The 18,323-nt window shown below is 72.3% G+C and carries 20 protein-coding genes and 1 pseudogene; 13 read left to right on the plus strand and 8 right to left on the minus strand.

From position 1 onward, the window contains the following. Window positions 1-171: helix-turn-helix domain-containing protein (locus ACYVL2_RS19610; RefSeq protein WP_460546521.1), on the minus strand; the 171-nt coding region annotated here is incomplete at its 3' end. Between the two features lie 146 nt (window positions 172-317). Between ACYVL2_RS19610 and ACYVL2_RS19615 the strand changes: the two genes are divergently transcribed. From ACYVL2_RS19615 to ACYVL2_RS19640, 6 genes are all read left to right on the plus strand, one after another. Next, the gene (locus tag ACYVL2_RS19615; protein ID WP_460546501.1) at window positions 318-1,532 is read left to right on the plus strand and encodes a beta-ketoacyl-[acyl-carrier-protein] synthase family protein; all 1,215 of its coding nucleotides are present in this window, start codon (window positions 318-320) and stop codon (window positions 1,530-1,532) included. Continuing rightward, window positions 1,529-2,296 (plus strand): thioesterase II family protein, encoded by a 768-nt coding sequence (locus ACYVL2_RS19620; protein WP_460546502.1) that lies wholly within the window; start codon window positions 1,529-1,531, stop codon window positions 2,294-2,296. The genes ACYVL2_RS19615 and ACYVL2_RS19620 overlap by 4 nt, the downstream gene beginning before the upstream one ends. Before the next feature lie 96 nt (window positions 2,297-2,392). Continuing rightward, window positions 2,393-2,578, plus strand: a complete 186-nt coding sequence (locus tag ACYVL2_RS19625; RefSeq protein WP_460546503.1) for a DUF1918 domain-containing protein — start codon at window positions 2,393-2,395, stop codon at window positions 2,576-2,578. Between the two features lie 107 nt (window positions 2,579-2,685). Continuing rightward, a complete protein-coding gene (locus tag ACYVL2_RS19630) occupies window positions 2,686-3,069 on the plus strand; it encodes an ArsR/SmtB family transcription factor (protein ID WP_460546505.1) in 384 nt (127 codons plus the stop codon). Continuing rightward, entirely contained in the window at window positions 3,066-4,160 is a 1,095-nt protein-coding gene (arsB, locus tag ACYVL2_RS19635; RefSeq protein ID WP_460546506.1) for an arsenic resistance protein, read from the plus strand. Before ACYVL2_RS19630 ends, arsB begins: the two co-directional genes overlap by 4 nt. An 11-nt stretch (window positions 4,161-4,171) precedes the next feature. After that, complete coding sequence (locus ACYVL2_RS19640) at window positions 4,172-4,579, plus strand: low molecular weight phosphatase family protein (RefSeq protein ID WP_460546507.1); 408 nt, start codon at window positions 4,172-4,174, stop codon at window positions 4,577-4,579. A gap of 52 nt (window positions 4,580-4,631) precedes the next feature. On the opposite strand, the gene ACYVL2_RS19645 is transcribed toward ACYVL2_RS19640, so the two are convergent. Beyond that, window positions 4,632-6,713, minus strand: coding sequence for a PhoX family protein (locus ACYVL2_RS19645; protein ID WP_460546508.1), 2,082 nt, complete (start codon window positions 6,711-6,713; stop codon window positions 4,632-4,634). Window positions 6,714-6,953: 240 nt separating this feature from the next. Here ACYVL2_RS19645 and ACYVL2_RS19650 point away from each other — a divergent pair, with 240 nt between their 5' ends. From ACYVL2_RS19650 to ACYVL2_RS19660, 3 genes are read left to right on the plus strand one after another with little or no spacing between them, the layout of a single operon-like run. Further along, a complete protein-coding gene (locus tag ACYVL2_RS19650; protein ID WP_460546509.1) occupies window positions 6,954-8,549 on the plus strand; it encodes a phytoene desaturase family protein in 1,596 nt (531 codons plus the stop codon). Window positions 8,550-8,588: 39 nt separating this feature from the next. After that, the gene (locus ACYVL2_RS19655) at window positions 8,589-9,923 is read left to right on the plus strand and encodes a hydroxysqualene dehydroxylase (protein WP_460546510.1); all 1,335 of its coding nucleotides are present in this window, start codon (window positions 8,589-8,591) and stop codon (window positions 9,921-9,923) included. Next, window positions 9,920-11,503 carry an NAD-dependent epimerase/dehydratase family protein gene (locus tag ACYVL2_RS19660; RefSeq protein ID WP_460546511.1) on the plus strand — a complete coding sequence of 528 codons (1,584 nt, stop codon included), beginning with the start codon at window positions 9,920-9,922 and terminating at the stop codon, window positions 11,501-11,503. Before ACYVL2_RS19655 ends, ACYVL2_RS19660 begins: the two co-directional genes overlap by 4 nt. A gap of 19 nt (window positions 11,504-11,522) precedes the next feature. Here the strand turns inward: ACYVL2_RS19660 and ACYVL2_RS19665 are convergent. The 3 genes and pseudogenes from ACYVL2_RS19665 to ACYVL2_RS19675 all read right to left on the minus strand — a co-directional run. Then, window positions 11,523-11,753 (minus strand): annotated as a pseudogene (locus ACYVL2_RS19665) (HAD family hydrolase); the annotation flags it as partial. 2 nt (window positions 11,754-11,755) lie between these two features. After that, entirely contained in the window at window positions 11,756-12,574 is an 819-nt protein-coding gene (locus ACYVL2_RS19670; protein WP_460546512.1) for an IclR family transcriptional regulator, read from the minus strand. A 9-nt stretch (window positions 12,575-12,583) separates the two neighbouring features. Beyond that, window positions 12,584-12,769 carry a hypothetical protein gene (locus ACYVL2_RS19675; protein ID WP_460546513.1) on the minus strand — a complete coding sequence of 62 codons (186 nt, stop codon included), beginning with the start codon at window positions 12,767-12,769 and terminating at the stop codon, window positions 12,584-12,586. A gap of 195 nt (window positions 12,770-12,964) precedes the next feature. Here ACYVL2_RS19675 and ACYVL2_RS19680 point away from each other — a divergent pair, with 195 nt between their 5' ends. Both ACYVL2_RS19680 and ACYVL2_RS19685 read left to right on the plus strand, forming a co-directional pair. After that, window positions 12,965-13,282: a DUF2218 domain-containing protein gene (locus ACYVL2_RS19680; protein ID WP_460546514.1), complete on the plus strand. Its 318-nt coding sequence runs from the start codon at window positions 12,965-12,967 to the stop codon at window positions 13,280-13,282. Between the two features lie 52 nt (window positions 13,283-13,334). Continuing rightward, on the plus strand, window positions 13,335-13,688 hold the full coding sequence (locus ACYVL2_RS19685) for a hypothetical protein (RefSeq protein WP_460546515.1): 354 nt from the start codon (window positions 13,335-13,337) through the stop codon (window positions 13,686-13,688). A 9-nt stretch (window positions 13,689-13,697) separates the two neighbouring features. Here ACYVL2_RS19685 and ACYVL2_RS19690 read toward each other — a convergent pair whose 3' ends face one another. Then, window positions 13,698-14,693 (minus strand): LacI family DNA-binding transcriptional regulator, encoded by a 996-nt coding sequence (locus ACYVL2_RS19690; protein ID WP_460546516.1) that lies wholly within the window; start codon window positions 14,691-14,693, stop codon window positions 13,698-13,700. Window positions 14,694-15,132: 439 nt separating this feature from the next. Here ACYVL2_RS19690 and ACYVL2_RS19695 point away from each other — a divergent pair, with 439 nt between their 5' ends. Next, window positions 15,133-15,864, plus strand: coding sequence for an HAD family hydrolase (locus ACYVL2_RS19695; RefSeq protein WP_460546517.1), 732 nt, complete (start codon window positions 15,133-15,135; stop codon window positions 15,862-15,864). Here ACYVL2_RS19695 and ACYVL2_RS19700 read toward each other — a convergent pair. Together ACYVL2_RS19700 and ACYVL2_RS19705 are read right to left on the minus strand one after the other, a co-directional pair. Next, window positions 15,795-17,138, minus strand: coding sequence for an MFS transporter (locus ACYVL2_RS19700; RefSeq protein ID WP_460546518.1), 1,344 nt, complete (start codon window positions 17,136-17,138; stop codon window positions 15,795-15,797). The two genes, ACYVL2_RS19695 and ACYVL2_RS19700, sit on opposite strands and share 70 nt — an antisense overlap. Beyond that, window positions 17,128-17,703 carry a winged helix-turn-helix domain-containing protein gene (locus tag ACYVL2_RS19705; protein ID WP_460546519.1) on the minus strand — a complete coding sequence of 192 codons (576 nt, stop codon included), beginning with the start codon at window positions 17,701-17,703 and terminating at the stop codon, window positions 17,128-17,130. The genes ACYVL2_RS19700 and ACYVL2_RS19705 overlap by 11 nt, the downstream gene beginning before the upstream one ends. Window positions 17,704-18,136: 433 nt before the next feature. Here ACYVL2_RS19705 and ACYVL2_RS19710 point away from each other — a divergent pair. Continuing rightward, a partial coding sequence (locus ACYVL2_RS19710; RefSeq protein ID WP_460546520.1) for a hypothetical protein occupies window positions 18,137-18,323 on the plus strand: 187 nt, incomplete at its 3' end.

An 18,323-nucleotide genomic window follows, 5' to 3' on the forward strand; every position in this document is an offset into this window, starting at 1 on the left:
CTGGTGGTAGTTGACGCTCTCGCCCCGGCGAAAGTACGCCTTGTGCCGGTATTCGAGGGTCTTGTTGTAGACCAATCGCGCGCACCCGAACGTGCGGCGCAGGTTCTCGGCCTGCTCGCTCGTCGGGTAGCACCGGAACCGGTAAGCCCGATGCCGCGCTTGGACACTCATATCTCACAATATATATGTAGGCGTTGTAAGACGGACATTGGGGTGGGCAGGCGGCGAAGGCGTCGTCTTCGCCGCTCTGTGACCTGCTCCGCAGGAGTCCGATTCCTCCCCGGCCTGAAGGCCGGGGTTTCCTCGGAGGGATTTAGATGACCCCGGTCGCCATCACCGGCATCGGGGTGCGCACCGCCATCGGCCCCGACCGCGAGACCTTCGAGCGCGCCCTCCTTTCCGGACGCACCGCCTTCGCCCGCTCGGGGCCGCACTGGACCACCGCGCCGCTCGATGCGAGCTGCCCCGTGCCGCCCGGCCTCGAAACCGCCGCCCGCGCCCTGGCCCGCGCCACCCCGGCCGCCGCGATCGCCTGCGCGGTCGCCATGGAAGCCTGGACGCACGCGCGCCTCCACACCGCCCCGCTCGACCCCGGCCGCATCGGCATCGTCCTGTCAGGACACAACCTCGCCGACGCCTACCTCGACCGCAGCCGCAGCCTCTACGACCGGAACCCCCGCTACCAGGACACCCGCTTCGCCCTGCGCCGCTACGACACCGACCACATCGGCACCGTCTCCGAACTGCTCGGCGTCACCGGCGTCGGCCACACCGTCGGGGCCGCCTCCGCCTCCGGCAACCTCGCGATCATCGCCGCCGCCGGCCTCATCGCCACCGGAGCCGCCGACGCGTGCCTGGTCCTGGCACCACCGGCCGAACTCACCGACCGCGAACTCCACGGCTACCGCAACATCGGCGCCCTCGCGGCCGCCGAACCCTGCCGCCCCTTCGACACCGACACCGCTGGATTCACACCCGGCCCGGCCGCCGCCGCCCTCGTCCTCGAATCCCGCCGCAGCGCCGCCGAACGCGCCGCCACCGTCCTCGCCCACCTCGCCGGGCACCTCGCCGGTCTCGACGCCACATCGGGACCCGAACCCCACCCCGGCAACGCCGCCGACACCATGCGCCGCGCCATCGACCACGCCGGCCTCACGCCCGCCGACATCGCCTACGTCAACGCCCACGGCACCGGCTCGGCACGCGGCGACGCCTCCGAACTCGCCGCCGTCGCGAGCCTGTGGCCCGACCCGCACCACGCCCCACTCGTCAACGCCACCAAAGCCCTCACCGGCCACGGCCTCACCGCCGCCGGCGTGGTCGAAGCGGCCGCGACCGCGCTCCAACTCGCCGCCGCCACCGCCCACGGCAACCCGCGCCTGCGCAAACCCGCCCGCGACGACGTCCGCCTCCCGGCCGACGCCGAACCCCTCCCCGAAGCGGCCTGGGCGCTCTCCAACGGCTTCGGCTTCGGCGGCTTCCGCTCCAGCCTCGTCATCGGACACCCCGCCGCGACAGGAGCCGACCGGTGAACGCCCGCACCGCCGACCCGAACGGCGCCTGGCTCCCGCGCGCCCACGCCGACCCCGACGTCCCGCTCCGGCTGTTCTGCCTCCCACCCGCCGGAGCGGGCACCGCCTTCTACCGCCCCTGGACCGTCCACCCCGGCACGCCGTTCAGCGTCCACCCGATCCTCCTGCCCGGACGCGAATCCCGCCTGCGCGAATCCCCCCGCACCGACCTGCGAACCCTCGTCGGCGACCTCGCCCGCGCCGTCGAGACCCACCTCGACCGCCCCTACGCCCTCTTCGGGCACAGCATGGGCGCCCTGCTGGCGTACGAGACCGCGCGCGCCCTCCAGTCGAGCGCGCCCCCCGCCGCCCTGTTCCTCTCCGGCCGCCGCGGCCCCGCCACGGCCGCGCTGCGCCCGCCGATCAGCGACCGCGACGACCGCGGCTTCGTCGACGGCGTCGCCGCGCTCGGCGGCATCCCCGGCGAGATCCTCGAACGGCCCGACATGGTCGAGATGATCCTGCCCGCCCTCCGAGCCGACTTCCGCCTCAACGAGCGCTACCGGCCGCTGAACGGCCCGGCCCTCACCTGCCCCGCCACCCTCTACGCCGGGCGCGACGACCCTGAAGCGCCCCCGAAGGCGGTCCTCGGCTGGGGCCGGGAGATCGACGGCGACTACACGCTACGCGTCTTCGCCGGCGGCCACTTCTACTTCAGTCCCGACCCCGGCCGCGTCCTCACCGCGATCGCCGACGACCTGCGCCGAGCCGGAGCCCTGAAGTAGCCGCGCCCGACCCCGCCTCCCCCTACGCTGGAAGCAGCAACCGGCCGACGACGTGAAGTGCGGCGAGAGGCCGCACGCGAAGAGGTGGTGAGGACCGTGCACGCGAAGACCGGAGACCGACTGCGATTCCACGGGCGACAGGTCGGCATGAAGGACCACACCGCTGAGGTGCTCGCGGTGCTCGGCGAGAACGGCGAACCGCCGTACCGGGTCCGCCACGAGGACGGCCACGAAGCCGTCGTCGTCCCCGAGTCGGACTGCACCGTAGAGTCCCGCGAATGATCGCACCGGACGGCGCGGCCCGGCGCGGCCGCGCCGTCCGCAGTGCGCTCACCCACGATTCGCATCGCCCGCTCGCCCCTTGATTCGACAGACGTTAAATTAGGTGCATGTCGAATCAAGCACCGAGCCGAAGCCTGCCGCTCGCCGACGCCGGCTGCGCCGTCCCCATGGTCCGCGAACCGGTGACCCCCGACGCCGCCGCGCGCCCGGCCGCCGCCTTCAAGGCCCTCGGCGACCCCGTCCGGCTGCGGCTGCTGTCCCTCATCGCCTCCCGCGCCGGCGGCGAAGCCTGCGTATGCGAACTCACCGGCTCCTTCGACCTCAGCCCCCCCACCATCTCCCACCACCTCAAAGTGCTGCGCGAAGCCGGACTGGTCACCTCCCAGCGCCGCGGCACCTGGGTCTACTACCGCGCCGAACCGTCCATGCTCGCCCGCCTCTCCGAACTCCTGGCCGTGCCCGCCGAGCTCGGCGCCGGAACCGCCGCATGAGCGCCGACGTCCGCCGCACCGCCCCCGACCCCGCCGCCCGACTGTCCACCCTCGACCGGTACCTGCCGGTGTGGATCGGCGCGGCCATGCTCGCCGGCATCGCCCTCGGCAGATGGATCCCCGGCATCGCCGGAGCGCTCGACGCGATCCAGATCGGCGGCATCTCCCTGCCGATCGCCGCCGGGCTCCTGCTCATGATGTACCCGGTCCTCGCCAAGGTCCGCTACGACAAACTCGACTCGGTCACCGCCGACAAGCGGCTCCTGGCCTCCTCGATCGCCCTCAACTGGCTGATCGGCCCGGCCCTGATGTTCGCCCTCGCGTGGACCTTCCTGCCCGACCTTCCCGAGTTCCGCACCGGCCTGATCATCGTCGGCCTCGCCCGCTGCATCGCGATGGTCATCATCTGGAACGACCTCGCCTGCGGCGACCGCGAAGCCGCCGCCGTCCTCGTCGCCCTCAACTCCGTGTTCCAAGTGATCGCCTTCGGCGCCCTCGGCTGGCTCTACCTCGACGCCCTCCCGCGCTGGCTCGGCCTCGACTCGACGGGCCTGGACGTCTCCGGCTGGGAGATCGCCCTCAACGTCGCGGTCTTCCTCGGCGTGCCCCTCGCCGCCGGCTACCTCACCCGCCGCTTCGGCGAACGCCGCCGAGGCCGCGCCTGGTACGAGTCGAAATTCCTCCCCAAGATCGGCCCGTTCGCGCTCTACGGCCTGCTGTTCACCATCGTCGTGCTCTTCGCCCTGCAAGGCGAGGCGATCACCGCCCGACCCGGCGACGTCGCCCGCATCGCGGTGCCGCTCCTGGCCTACTTCGCGGCTATGTGGGCCGGGTCCTTCGCCCTCGGCAAAGTCATCGGCCTGGGCTACGAACGCACCACGACCCTCGCCTTCACCGCCGCCGGCAACAACTTCGAGCTGGCCATCGCCGTGGCGATCGCGACCTTCGGAGCCGCCTCCGGCCAGGCCCTCGCCGGCGTGGTCGGACCGCTCATCGAAGTCCCGGTCCTGGTCGGCCTCGTCTACGTCAGCCTGTGGGCTCGCCGACTCTTCGCCGACCGCACCGCCGTGCCGATCCGAACAAAGCCGTGAAAGGAACCCGTGTGAACCGCGAACCCGAGGTCCTGTTCGTATGCGTCCACAACGCCGGACGCTCGCAGATGGCCGCCGCCCTCCTCGACCACCACGCCGCCGGGAAGGTCGTCGTCCGCTCGGCCGGCTCCGCGCCCGCCGACGAAGTCAACCCGGCCGTCGTCGAAGCGCTCGACGAGCTCGGCCTCGACATCTCCAAGGAGTTCCCCAAACCCCTGACCGACGAGGCCGTCCGAGCCTCCGACGTCGTCATCACCATGGGCTGCGGCGACGCCTGCCCGATCTACCCGGGCAAGCGGTACCTCGACTGGGAGCTCGAGGACCCGGCCGGGCAGGGGCTCGAAGCCGTCCGCCGCATCCGCGACGACATCGACCGGCGCGTCCAGAACCTGCTGAGAGAACTGGTCGACCGGTCCTGAACGACGAGCGAGGGGCGGCCGGAGAATCCGGCCGCCCCTCGCTCGTCCGCCGTCAGCGGCCGATGCGGCCGTGGCCCTCCCGGGTCACGTTGACCACGGACGGCCGGGGGAGCGTCCCCGGACCGTCCGGCCACGACGAGGCCGGCTCCTCGTAGCTGGCGCCGTCGACCTCGCCGGGGTGCTGCGCGGCGACCAGGACACGGTCGTGCTCGATGACCGGCCCGCAGGTCTCGGCCCCGAGCGGGACGGTGAGGAACTGCTTGACCTGGCCCCGGTGCTCGCCCTCGAGCGCGACGCCGAACAGGCCGTCATTGGAGCCCAGCGCGTTGCCGTCGGTGGAGATCCACAGGTTCCCGTGCGGGTCGAACGCGACGTTGTCCGGGCACGAGATCGGGCTGACCTGGTCCTTGGGGAACCCGCCGTAGTACGAGGCCGAGTCCTCGGGGTCGCCGCACACCAGCAGCAGGTTCCACGAGAACGCCGTCTCGGCGGCGTCGCCGCGCCGCTCGGTCAACTCGAGCACCTGGCCGTGCCGGTTGCCGTTGCGCGGGTTGGCCTCATCGGCGCCGGGCTGGCCCGCCGCGCCGCGGCGGGAGTTGTTCGTCAGCGCGACGTACACCTTCCCGGAGTACGGGTGCGGCTGCACGTCCTCGGGGCGGTCCATCTTGGTCGCCCCGACCTTGTCGGCCGCCAGGCGCGTGTAGACGTACACCTCCTCGGCGCTCATGCCCTCCACGAACGACTCGTCGCCGCCGGCCAGCGCGATCCACTCGCCGGTGCCGTCGAAGGCCCCGTCCGAAGGCAGGTCGCCGGAGCCGTCGATCTCGGCCTCGGGGCTGTTGCCGGAGAACTTGGCGACGTAGAGCGTGCCCTCGTCGAGCAGGCCCAGGTTGTGCCGCCGGGCGCGCCCTGAGTGCCCCCACTTCATCCGGTCCTTGGAGACGAACTTGTAGAAGTAGTCGAACCGCTCGTCGTCGCCCATGTAGACGACCACGCGGCCGTCGCGGGTCAGGCGCGGTTCGGCGGCCTCGTGCTTGAACCGGCCGAGCGCGGTGCGCTTCTTCGGCGTCGAGTCCGGGTCGTAGGGGTCGATCTCGACGATCCAGCCGAACCGGTTGACCTCGTTGGGCTCCTTGGCGATGTCGAATCGGTCGTCGAACCGTTCCCATTTGCGGCCGCTGGCGCCGCCGGAGAGCCCGTAGCGGCTCAGGCGCGCCCGCGCCTCGGCATCGGCGACCGCGTCGGCGTTCGCGAAGTACTGGTTGAAGTTCTCCTCGGCCGTCAGCACCGTGCCCCACGGGGTGGTGCCGCCGCCGCAGTTGTTCAGCGTGCCCAGCACGGTGGCGCCGGTCGGGTCGGCGGCGGTCTTGAGCAGGTCCGATCCGGCCGCCGGGCCGGTGACCTCGAACGGCGTGGTCGCGGTGATCCGCCGGTTCAGCTCATGGCCGACCACGGGCGTGAGGTCGCCGGTGCGGCGGTCGGCGTCGAGGACGACCACCGACAGGCCGTGCGCGGCCCAGGCGATCTCCACCTGCTCGCGGGTGGGGGCGTCGCCGTCGTAGCCCGCGAACATGAGCTCTTCGTCGGTGTACTCGTGGTTGGCGACCAGCACCCGCTCGTTCGACCACCAGCGGTAGTGCAGCAGCGCCAGGTAGTCGCAGTTGTAGCCGAACTGCGCGGCCTGCGCTTCGGCGGTCTGGTCCTCGGGGTCGAACTCGGGGGCGCCGGCGAGCACCGGGTCGCCCCAGCGGATCACGACCTGCTGCCGGTAGCCGGGCGGGACGGTGACCTGGTCGGCGGTGTTGGGCGCGACCGGTTCGAAGTCCAGGCCCCTCGGGCCCTTCCCGCGGTGGGCGTGGGCGCCGGCGGCGGTGTCGGCACCGGCCGAGGCGGGCGCGGCCAGCGCCCCGGCGGCGCCGGCGCCGATCGTGACGACCGCGCCGGCGCGGAAGAGGTTCCGGCGCGAGACGGCCTGGGCGATGAGGTCGCCCAGATACGAGTTGTCCGAAGTGTTCGGTGCGGGGTGGCTGCAGGCGTTGCCGCAGCGGTAGGCGCACGTCATCGCCGACCGCCCTCCCTGATGGGAGGTGAGCAGCGGCAGCTTGAGCCGGTTGTCAGAGGATCGGGGGCGCATGGCAGCTCCAAAACAGTCTTGCGGGATCGAGTTTCACCGCGGCGGGGAAATAGGGGTCGCCCCGCCCGGCGGCTCTCGTCTCCGGACGCTATGCGCCGGTGCGGTGCCGTACCACCAACGACGCGTGAACACCCGGAGAACGCCTACAGGCGGTCGCGAGCGGCCGCCGCCTGAGACGCGTTATCCGGCCGTGGCGGGGTACCAGACCTGGAAGCAGCGGAACGGTGCGAGAGGCGTGGTGTGGGAGAGACGGTCGACGCGGTCGTGATCGGGGCCGGGCCCAACGGCCTGGTGGCGGCGAACATCCTGGCCGAAGCCGGCTGGGAGGTCGCGGTCCTCGAGGCCGCGGCGAGCCCCGGCGGCGCGGTGCGCACCGAGGAGGTCGCCGCGCCCGGCTTCCGCAGCGACCTCGGCAGCTCCTTCTATCCCATGGCCGCGGCCTCCCCGGTCATCCGCGAACTCGGCCTCGAGCGGTACGGGCTGCGGTGGCGGCGCGCCCCCGCCGTGCTCGCCCACGTCCTGCCCGACGACCGGGCCGCGCTGCTGTCGACCGACCTCGACCTGACCGCCCGCTCGCTGTCCGAGTTCGCGCCCGCCGACGGCGACGCCTGGCGCGAGGAGTACGACCGCTGGCGCCGGGTCCGCGAACCGCTCCTCGAGGCGATCATGCGTCCCTTCCCTCCGGTGCGGGCCGCCGCGAGCCTGCTGCGCGCCCTCGGCTCCGGCGACGCACTCCGCCTGGCCCGCATGCTCGCCCTCCCGGCCCGGCGGCTCGCCGACGAGCGCTTCACCGGCGACGGAGCCCGAGTCCTCCTGGCCGGCAACGCGATGCACTCCGGCCTCGGGCCCGACGAGACCGGCAGCGGCGCGTTCGGCTGGCTGCTGAGCATGATCGGCCAGGACCTCGGCTTCCCCGTCCCCGAAGGCGGCGCCGAGCGCCTGATCGACGCGCTCGTCAAACGCCTCGAGGCCCACGGCGGCACCCTCGACTGCGGCCGCCCGGTCGCGCGAGTCCTGCACGCCCGCGGAATCGCCCTCGGCGTCCGCGACGCCTACGGCGACCCGGTCCGGGCCCGCCGCGCCGTCATCGCCGACGTCTCGGCGCCGTCCCTCTACACCGACCTCATCGGACTCGAGCACCTGCCGCGCCGACTCCAGAACGACCTGGCCGGCTTCGCATGGGACCAGGCCACCGTCAAGGTCGAATGGGCCCTCGGCGCGCCGATCCCGTGGACCGCCGCCGGCACCGCCGACGCCGGCACCGTCCACCTCGGAACCGACCTCGACGGCATCGCCCGAGCCACCACCGAAATCGCGAGCGGCCGCATACCGTCCGACCCGATGATCCTGCTCGGACAGATGACCACCGCCGACCCCACCCGCTCACCGAACGGCACCGAATCGGCCTGGGCCTACACCCGGATGCCCCGCGGCACGCGGTGGACCCCCGACAAGGTCCGCCGCTGCGCCGACCACATGGCGTCGGTCGTCGAACGGCACGCACCCGGCTTCGAAGGCCACATCATCGGCAGCGCCGTCCACGGCCCGGCCGACTTCGAGGCCATAGACGGCAACCTCGACCAAGGCGCCATCAACGGCGGCACCGCCGCCGTGCACCAGCAACTCGTCTTCCGCCCCACCCCCGGCACCGGCCGGGCCGACACCGTCATGGACCGCCTCTTCCTCGCCAGCGCCTCGGCCCACCCCGGCGGAGCGGTGCACGGCGCGCCCGGCGCGAACGCCGCCCGCGCCGCGCTGGCCCGCAGCGGCCGCGCCGGCGGCCTCTACCGGGCCGCGATCGCCTCGGCCCACCGGAGCCTCTACGGCCGCCGCTGACCACGTGTCGGCGCCGCCCAGGCCGGGTATTCGCACCCGGTGACCGAGGTGGAGACGCTGGTGATCGGCGGGGGACTGGCGGGCCTGTCGTGCGGGTTCGAGCTGGCCGACGCCGGACGTGAAGTGATGGTCCTCGAGAGCCGCCCGGTCGTCGGCGGCCGGGCCTCCTCCTGGTCGGAGCGCGGGATGCCGGTCGAGTCCGGGCTCCACCGCGTCCTGGGATGCCACCCGGCGCTGCCGCGGCTGCTCGAACGAGCCGGCGTCGGGCTCGACCGCTTCGTCCACTGGGAGGACGAACTCCAGATCCGCGCCCCCGACTCGGTCGAGGCCGTGCTCGGCGCCTCGCCGCTGCACCGGCCTCTGCGGACCCTGCTCGGACCGTTCGCGAACTGGCGCCTCCTGTCGCCGCCGGACCTGCTGTCGCTGGCGCCGTTCCTCGCCGCGGGCCTGAGCTCCTACGTCACCGCGCCCGAACGGCTCGACCGGTACACCCTGTCGCGCTACGCGCGCCGCTGGAGCGTCACGCAGCGGGCGCAGCGGCACGTCCTCACCCCGTTCTCGACCGGCCTGTTCTTCCTGCCGCCCGACCGGTACTCGGCCGCGAACTTCTTCGGCCTCATCGCCTCGGCGTTCCCCGCCGTGCACCGCACCAGGCTCGGCGCGTTCACCGGCGGCATGACCGAGGTGATGTGCGATCCGATCGCCGAGGCCATCGAAGCCCGAGGCGGCCTGGTCCGCACCGGAGCCCCGGCCGACCGCCTGCTCGGCACCGACGAGGCGGTCGCCGGCGCCGAGACCGACGAGGAGACGATCCGGGCCCGCAACGTCGTGGTCGCCACCGACCTGGGGGCCGCGCAGCGGCTGCTGCGGCCGGCGCTGGCCGGGCATCCCGGATTCACCGCGATCCTGGCCGCGCCGACCACGCCGGCGGTGACGGTGCAGTTCGAGCTGGACCGGCCGTGCCTGCGCGTCGACCGCGCCACCTTCGGGCCCGGCACGGCCCTGGCGTGCTTCAGCGAGCAGTCCCGGACCACGTTCCGGCACGCCGACGGGCGCCTGTCGGTGATTCTCGGCTCGCCGGACCGGTTCCTCGGCCTGCCCGAAGACGAGATCGTCGCGAAGGTCCGCGCCGGCGCCGACCGCCTCGGACTGCCTCTGGACGGCATCCGGCGGCACCGGGTGGTGTCATTCCGGGAGGACTTCCTGTCGCTGGAGCCGGGGCACCTGGCTGCCCGGCCGCCGCAGCGCACCCCGGTGCCGGGGCTGTTCCTCGCCGGGGACTACACCCGGCAGCGGTACCTGTCCAGCATGGAGGGCGCGGTGGTCTCAGGGCGGCGCGCGGCGCACCTGGCGGCCGAGGACCGGCCGCGTTGAACGTCGTAGTCGTCGGCGCCGGCGGGAACATCGGTACGGCGCTGCTGCGGGCGGTCTCGGGCCGCGGCTGGGACGTCACCGGCGTCTCGCGGCGGCCGCCGGGCCGGCGCGGCCCTTACCGGGGCGTTCGCTGGATCGCCTGCGACATCGGCCTGCCGGGCGCCCGTTCGACGCTGACCGAGGTCTTCGCCGGCGCCGACGCGGTCGTGCATCTGGCCTGGGCGGTCGATCCGTTGTCCGGTGACGCGCCCATGGCCCGCACGAACCTCGACGGCACCGCGAACGTGCTGAGCGCCGCGGCGGACGCGGAGGTGCCGCACCTGGTGGCCGCGTCCTCGGCCGCGGTCTACTCCCCGGGCGACCGCTGGGCGCGCGTCGATGAGCGCGCGCCGCGCCGCGGCGTCCCGAGGATTGCCTACAGCCTCCACAAGGCGGCCCTGGAGGACCGGCTCGACCGGTTCGCCCGCGAGCGTCCCCAGGCCCGTGTGGCCCGCATTCGGCCGTGCGGCGCGGTCCAGGCCGACTCGGCCGACCAGATGGCCGGCTGGCTGCTGCCCCGGTGGACGCCACGGCGGCTGATCGGGTCGGGGGCGCTGCCGGTCCCGCTGTGGCCGGGCGCGCGGCTGCAGCTGGTCCACGCCGCCGACGTGGCCGAGGCGCTCGTCGCCATCGTCGAGGGCCGGTCGGCCGGGGCCTTCAACCTCGCCGCCGAGCCGGTCCTCGGCTCACGCGACCTCGCGGCCGCGTTCGGCGGTTTCTGCGTTCCCGCGCCGCTGACCGCGCTGCGGGCCGCCGCGTGGCCGACCTGGCGCCTGGGTGTGCAGCCGCTTCACCCGGGCTGGCTGGAGCTGGCCGAACGCGCGCGCCTGGTGGACGCCTCCCTCGCCGGTCAGGAGCTCGGCTGGTCGCCGCGCCATGATGCTGTCGCGGCCGCCGTCGAGGTCGCCGACGCGATGCGCCGGAGCCGCCCGGGCCCGAGCGAGGCGCTCAGCGGACCGGGGCCCGGGCGGCTCCTGCGGCCGAGCCATCAGAGCCAGCGTCCGCGCCCGGCAGGTTTGGGCGCGCGCGGTGCGGGTACGTGGCAGACGTCGCGAGATGAATCCGGGTGGTGCGGTGTGCGAGTCCAGTCCAGTGCCGACGTCACGGTCGGCACGTCGGTCGGCCGTGACGAGGTCTTCGAGCGCCTGGCCGACGGCTGGAGTTATCCGGCCTGGGTGGTCGGGGCGTCCCATGTCCGCGAGGTCGACGACGGCTGGCCGGACGAGGGAACGCGGATCCACCACAACATCGGGCCGTGGCCGCTGCACATCAAGGACGTCACCGAGGTCCTCAGAGTCGATCGGCCGCGCCTGCTGGTGCTGCGGGCGCGGATGTGGCCGGTCGGGGAGGCCATTATCCGGCTCGAGCTGTTCGAGGACGGCCCCGATCGGACGGTGATGCGCATGGTCGAGCGGGCGATCGCGGGGCCGCCGGTGATGGTGCCCATGGCCGTGCAGGCGCGCCTGGTGGCGCCGCGCAACCGCGAGTCGCTCGAGCGCCTCGCCAGCCTGGCCACCGGCCGAGCCCGGCAGTCCCCATGACCGCCCGGTCGGCGGGGGAGTAGACGATGGCGCCGTTCGAGCAGATCGCCGCGTCCAGCACCGAGGCGAGCGCTCGCCACTCGTCGAAGACCCGCGGCGGCCGGGCGGTCACCGCCACCAGCCGCACGCCCCGTTCCCGCGCCGCTCGCAGCGCCCGGCGCGACCGCTCGGAGAACGCGCCGCCCTCACCGAGCAACGTGCCGTCCAGATCGCTGGCGATCACCTTCGGCGAGTCCGGGGCCACGTTCACGCTCAGCTCGCGGCGGCCAGGTCGGCCTCGATCCGCTCGGCGGCGATCCGCATCGGCCCCAGCAGGTCCCGCCGCGCCGATTCGAGCGTGACGCCGTCGGAGTCGGTGCAGAGGTTCATCGCCGCGAGCATCCGGCCTTCGGCGTCTCGGATCGGCACCGCGATCGCCCGCATTCCCATTTCCAGCTCCTGGTCCACGAACGCCCAGCCCTGCGAGCGGGCCTTGTCGATCTCGGCGCGCAGCCGGTCGGCGTCGGTGACGGTGTGGGGCGTGAGCGCCTCGAGCGCGGTCCCTTCCAGACGCTCGTCGAGTTCCTCGGGAGGCACCCCGGCCAGCAGCACGCGTCCCATCGACGTGGCCGGGGCCGGGAAGCGCGTCCCGACGTTGACGGCGGCGCGCATGATCCGCGAGGTGGCCACCCGGGACACGAAGACCACTTCGGCGCCGTCGAGCACCGCCACCGCCGCCGGCTCGCCGACCTCGGCGACCAGGGCCTCCAGGTGCGGCTGCGCCACCACGGGGAGAGCGAGTCCCGACAGGTAGGCCAGGCCGAGCTCCAGGACTCTCGGCGTGAGCGCGAAGCGCCGCCCGTCGGCGCGGACGTAGCCGAGGTCGGCGAGCGTCAGCAGGAACCGGCGGGCCGCCGCCCTGGCCAGTCCCGTCTCCTTGGCGACTTCACTCAGAGTCAGTTCGGACCGTTCGGCGTTGAAGGCGCGGATCACCGCGAGGCCGCGCGCCAGGGTCCGGACGTGGTCGGCCTTCCGCGCGCTTTCGGTTCCGGGCGCTGTGGACGGCTCGGTCGCGGATCGCTCTGCCTCCATGCCGTCACCCTATCCTTTGGACGTTTCGGGCCGCTCCGTCCGGACCGAGGCGCGCTCCGAAGGGAGCCGCCGGACGCAGCCGGTGACGATGAGCAGCTGCGCGGCCGCGTACGTGGCCATGACCGCCTGGTCGCCCAGCGGCAGCTCGATGCCGGCGACGCCGAGCCCGAGCAGGAGGTCGGGACCGACGACCATTCGGCCAGCGCAAACGGATTTGTTGCGATTGAGCACAAATATTTGTTGTCGTCATTGACAAATATCGGCGCCGCTCGCTAGCCTCAGCTTCGACCCCTATTGAACAAGGAGTTCCCCCATGGCCAGACCCCTGTCCCGGCGCACCGCCCCCACGGCCCCGGTCAGGTCCAGCCGGAGCGACCGCGGAGGCGCACGGTGAGCAACGTGAAGACCCTCCGAGACGATCGCGGCGTCATGCTGGTGTCCACCGCCCGAGTCGTCACCGACCGGGCCGCCGGCTACGCCGACCACCTCGCGCGCCACTTCAGCCGGCGCGCCGAGGTCGAGCCGCTGCCCGGCGGCTACCGCCTCAGCTTCGGCATCGGCGAAGGCCTGGTCAACTATGGACCCGACTTCCTGTCGCTGCTCGTCAGCGCCGACGACGGCGCCTCACTCCACAATCTCCGCGACGCCCTCGGCATCCACCTCGAGCGCTTCGGCCACCGAGACAACCTCAGAGTCGTCTGGCGCTGACCGAATCGCCACTCCCGCCCCGAACCCGGCCCAGTGCTGGGATCATGGTGCGGTGACCAAGGAGTACTCACACCGACCGAAGGCCCCCGTGCTCAACTGGGTGCCCGCCAACGAGGTGGACCTGCTCAGCGGCGAGCAGATCCGCGACCGCCTGCGCACCGAGGTGCGTGAGCTCCAAGTGGACGGTCAGGTCGACGCCGCGTACTCGACCGCCCGACTCTCCACCCTCATCGACGACGTCCGATCCGTCCTCGACAACGGCGGGCCCGCCAGCGAAGGCCTCATCGTGGTCGCCGCCTGGCTGGTCGGCCTCCGCGAGGCCGGCGTCGACCACGTGCCGCTGCGCACCCTCACCGCGCTGGCCGACGCGATCGAGGTCGGCGTGATGGCCTGGCCGGGCGAATAGGGACGGGCCTCACCGCGCCGGCGGCGCGGTCGAGTCGCGGGTGATCAGCTGCGTCGGCAGCGACACGTGTCCGGCCGTGCGGGCGGCCGACTCGGTCTCCTCGCTGGCGGTGTACTGCAGCAGCAGGTCGACCGCGGCGGTGCCCGCGTCGGCGGTCGGGACGGTGATCGTGGTCAGCCTCGGCCGGGAGAGGCGGCCGAGCACGGTGTCGTCGATGCCGATGACGCTCACGTCGTCGGGGACGCTGATCCCGCGGTCGTGGAGGCCCTCGATGAGGCCGAGCGCGATGAGGTCGTTGTAGGCCAGGACGGCCGTGGCGCCGCTGTGGGCGATCTGCTCGGCGGCGGCGACGCCCGCTTCGGCGTTCGGCGCGTTGGGGCCGAGCACGGTCATGGTCGCCCTGTCGGCGGCGGCCGTGGTCACCGCGCGGCGCAGCTGCGTGTTGGTCCACGAGCGGCGCGGACCGGCCACGTACGCCAGGTTCCGGTGGCCGAGGTCGAGCAGGTGCTTGATGGCGAGGTTGGCGCCGTGGACGACGTCCATGGTCACCGACGGGATCCCGGGGATCCTGCGGTTGACCAGCGCGAGCGGGATGTTCTCACTGAGCTGCTCGATCTTCGCGTTCGAGATGCGCGGCGCGCAGAGCACCACCCCGTCGACCTGCTTGGCCAGCGCGTCGACCAGTTCGGCCTCGATGGCCGGGTCTTCGGAGGCGTCGGCCACGAACAGGTGGTAGTCGCGGGCGCGGGCGGTGTGCTCGGCGGCCTTGATCATCGGCGGGAAGAAGGGGTTGGCGATGTCGGCGACGATGAAGCCGATGTTGTGGGTGCGGCCGGTGGTGAGCGCGCGCGCCACGCGGCTGGGCCGGTACCCCAGGCGTCGGGCCGCCTCCAGGATCCGGGTGCGGGTCTCCGGGCGCAGCCGGTGCGGCATGGAGAAGGCGCGAGAGACGGTGGACATGTGCACCTGGGCTTCTCTGGCGACGTCCTTGATGGTCACGGCCACGGGAGAGGTCCTCTGCAAGTCTGCTGGGATCGATGATCATTGTTAAAAGTACGCAAGCGATTGCAAGGCGGTCAAGTGCGGGCGCGAAGAAATCGCGATCGCGCTTTCGCCGTTCGCCGCGTGGATCCGTGTCCCGATCTGATGATCCGTCGGCATTGCGACGGTTTTCAACGCACCTGGCGATCCCGCCTGCAAACGTTTGCACACCGGTTCGGCCCAACCCGCGACCCCGAAACCGCCGTTTCACGACAGTCCCACGGGGCCGCCCCGCCTCATCTTCTCACGGATCGAACGCGGCCACGAACCGCGGACTCCCCGGCGCCCGGTTACCGGTCACCGCCCGCGCGGGCCGACGCCGAGCCCGCTCCCAGTGCAGTAAATTCGTCGCCGCCGCCGATACCCGGCGATACCGTCGAGACCGCCGACCACGGGAGCCCCAGTGATCCGAAGCCTGTTCGAGAGCGCCGCCGCCTACCGGCCCACCGAGGCCCAGATGGCCGCACCGCCACCGGCCGTCGAAGCGGTCCTGTTCGACTTCAGCAACACGATCTTCCACATGATCGACGTCCACACCTGGCTGCGCCGCACCGCCGAGGCCACCGGCCGCCCCGAACCGTCCGACACCGACCTCGAGCACATCGCCGACCGACTGGCCCAGACCTACCGCGAACCCGAAGTCACCGAGGCGCAGCAGGGCCGCGACCTCTCGCCCGAACGCCACCGCGAAGCCATGCACGCCTGGTGGAGCCGCGTCGACTTCCTCCGCGACGCCGAAACCGCCGCCTACGAGGCCCTGCGCGCCCCCGACGCCTGGACCCCCTACCCCGACACCGAGCCGGTGCTGCGCGCCCTCCACGAGCGCGGCCTGCGCATCGGCATCGTCAGCGACTTCGCCTGGGACCTGCGCGTCCACCTCAAGCACTTCGACCTCGACGACCTCATCGGCAGCACCGTCCTCTCCTACCGGCTGGGCCAGGAGAAACCGTCCCCCGAACTGTTCCGCGCCGCCTGCCGGGAACTCGGCGCCGACCCCAGGGCCACCCTCATGGTCGGCGACAACGCCGCCCGCGACGGCGGCGCGGTCGCCTGCGGCCTGCGCGCCTACCTGCTGCCGTCCGAACCGCGCACCGGCGAACGCGGCCTCACCCACGTCCTCGACCTCCTGGACTGAAGACTCGCCGCCGGCCGCTCAACGCGGCCGGCCCCCGCGAACAACACGGTCGAACCCGCCAGCAGCACCCCGGCCAGCAACCACGCGCCAGGCACCGACCACACGCCCACCAGCCAAGGAAGCACCAACGCCGCAGCGCTGCCGCTCGCCTGCATCAACAGCGACTCGATCGAAATCACCGTGGCACGCTCACCCGCCCCCACCTGACCGTGGACCAACTCCGCCTGAACCGGCCCCCGCAACCCCGCACCGAAGAACAGCAGCGCGTAACCGCCCCCGGTGGCGACCACGCCGGCCGCACCCGACAAACCCCCCGTCACGAACAGCGCCACCAGACCCAGCGACGACACCGCCGTCCCGCAGACCGCGGCCCGAGCGGCACTGCCGCCCACCAACCGCGCCAACAGCCCACTGAGGACCGAACCCAGCGCCGCCGCGGCGAATCCGACCGCCGTGATCACCCCGTACGCGCTGGCCGAAGCCCCCGCGTCGCCGGTGAGCGCCAGCAGCCGGCCCGGCGTCAGCAACTCCACCGCGATCAACCCGACCCCGATCGGCACGAACGTGAGCAGCAGCCGCGACAGGACCCGATTGCGGATCCCCAGACGGACCCCTCCGGCAACAGTGCGCGGCACCGCCGCCAGCAGCGCCACCGGACGCACCCGCCCGGAGGGACGGACCGGCTCCCACATGGAACGCAGCGCCACCACGAGCAGCGCCGAACTCAACAGGGCCGAAAGGAGCATCGGCGCCGAGAGCGAGGTCACCAGACCTTCGTCCGCGAGCGGAAGCGACACGGCGAGCGCGCCGCCGCCGACCGTGCCGACACCGAGACTGACCGCGCTGGCCGCGCGCGCGGCGGCCAGGCCCTTGCAGATGTCGCCGTCGGAACGCACCGCCCGCACCGAATCGACGTACCAGGCCTCGGCCGGACCGCTCGACAGCGCCCGCGCCAATCCCATGAGCAGGTAAATGAGAGCGAACTCCCATGGAGTCGCGGCGACCGCCGCCCAACTGAACGCGAGCGCTCCGACTCCCGCCGAGACGGCCAGGACGCCTCGGCGCGAGACGAGATCGGCCAGGCCGCCGGTCGGGAGCTCGAGCAGGGCCGTGGAGAGCCCGTAGAGCGACACGATCATGCCGATGACCGGGAGACTCAGGCCGCGCGAGTCCATGAGCAGGAGCATGACCGCCATACCGAAGCCGATGGGAAGCCAAGTCAGCACCGTGATGAGGACGAACTGGCGGCGGAGGGAGGCGAGATCAGCCTTCATGGTCGGACCGCGGGAAGGAGGCGAGGAAGATGTGGACCGGGCGAGCTCGGTCATCGCCACGGTCGCGCTCGGCGAGCTCGTCGACCAGCTCCCAGAGCCGTTCCCTGACCTCGCGAACCGAGTCGGCGGTGAGTCGGGCGCCGATGTCGCCGTGGCCGAGGGAGGCGGTCCAGTCCTCGTTCCAGCGGTCCTTCTGCGCTTCCCACTGCTCGCTGGCGCTGATGATGCGATCGAGCTGTGCGCGGCGCATGAACCGGGCCGCTTCGGCTCCGGCCGAATCGTCTTCGAAGTCGCGGTCGTTCCAGGAAGTGAAGCGGTGAAGGGCGCGCCAGCGACGGTCGCGGGCGTTGGGCTGCTGAGGGTCCTCTTCGATGAACTCGAAGGTCTCCAGGACACGAAGGTGGTAGCTGGTGGATCCGGAGCTCTCACCGAACTTGCGGGCTAGTTCGCTGGCGGTGGCAGGGCCTTCCATGCGGAGGGAGCCGAGGAGTTTCGCGCGAAGTGGATGGGCGACGGCCTTCAAGGTGGCCGCGTCCGTCACTCGCTTGACGCTGTTCCATTCCATGGACTCACGCTAGCATCGCAAACTTTTCTTTGCAAAAGTGTCTTTGGAAAGAGGGGAGCGCTGACGGCTTGCCGGTGGTGAGGTGGTCGCGGTCTTTGGCGGCGACGACAAGGTAGGAGCGTGGCCCTGGTCCTGTCTTCGGCTGTCGGGTGTGTGGGTGGTGCGGGTTTCTTGGCGGCGACGAAGAGGTAGCGGGGTCGTTGGGGTCGTGTCGTCGTGGCCGGGACCGGCGGCGGGCGGGGCCTGTTTGGAGTGTCGCTCGGCTTTCTGTTTGGGCTGCAGGCGGTTCGGGTCCGGAACGTGAAAGCATTCGCACCCTAAGAGTGATGGCAAACCAGCCCTGACCTGGGATCATTGAAGTATCAGGCGAACAAGCCACCGGAAACCGGCAGCACGATCGAACACCGGTCACCGCGAGAGAGGGGTGTGGCACATGGCAGGCAACCGGCCCAGCAGCGAAGAGCGATCGGTCAAGTCCGAGGCCATCCACACCAACCTCGACAGGGCCGCCGCCCTCATCAACTCGGTGCACGCTCGTGTGCTGGCCGAGGTGATCGAGGCCCAAGCCTGGCGGATCCACCGCGAGGTCGACGGCTACTCCGCGGTCCGGGCCTGGCTGG

The organism is Glycomyces halotolerans (assembly GCF_054779575.1).

Excerpts from the sequence above, each read along its gene's own strand:
- ACYVL2_RS19700 (WP_460546518.1), bottom strand. The coding sequence starts at position 17,138 with ATGAAGGCTGATCTCGCCTCCCTCCGCCGCCAGTTCGTCCTCATCACG.
- arsB (WP_460546506.1), top strand. The coding sequence starts at position 3,066 with ATGAGCGCCGACGTCCGCCGCACCGCCCCCGACCCCGCCGCCCGACTG.
- ACYVL2_RS19675 (WP_460546513.1), bottom strand. The coding sequence starts at position 12,769 with ATGGTCGTCGGTCCCGACCTCCTGCTCGGGCTCGGCGTCGCCGGCATC.
- ACYVL2_RS19630 (WP_460546505.1), top strand. The coding sequence starts at position 2,686 with ATGTCGAATCAAGCACCGAGCCGAAGCCTGCCGCTCGCCGACGCCGGC.
- ACYVL2_RS19645 (WP_460546508.1), bottom strand. The coding sequence starts at position 6,713 with ATGCGCCCCCGATCCTCTGACAACCGGCTCAAGCTGCCGCTGCTCACC.
- ACYVL2_RS19615 (WP_460546501.1), top strand. The coding sequence starts at position 318 with ATGACCCCGGTCGCCATCACCGGCATCGGGGTGCGCACCGCCATCGGC.
- ACYVL2_RS19705 (WP_460546519.1), bottom strand. The coding sequence starts at position 17,703 with ATGGAATGGAACAGCGTCAAGCGAGTGACGGACGCGGCCACCTTGAAG.
- ACYVL2_RS19670 (WP_460546512.1), bottom strand. The coding sequence starts at position 12,574 with ATGGAGGCAGAGCGATCCGCGACCGAGCCGTCCACAGCGCCCGGAACC.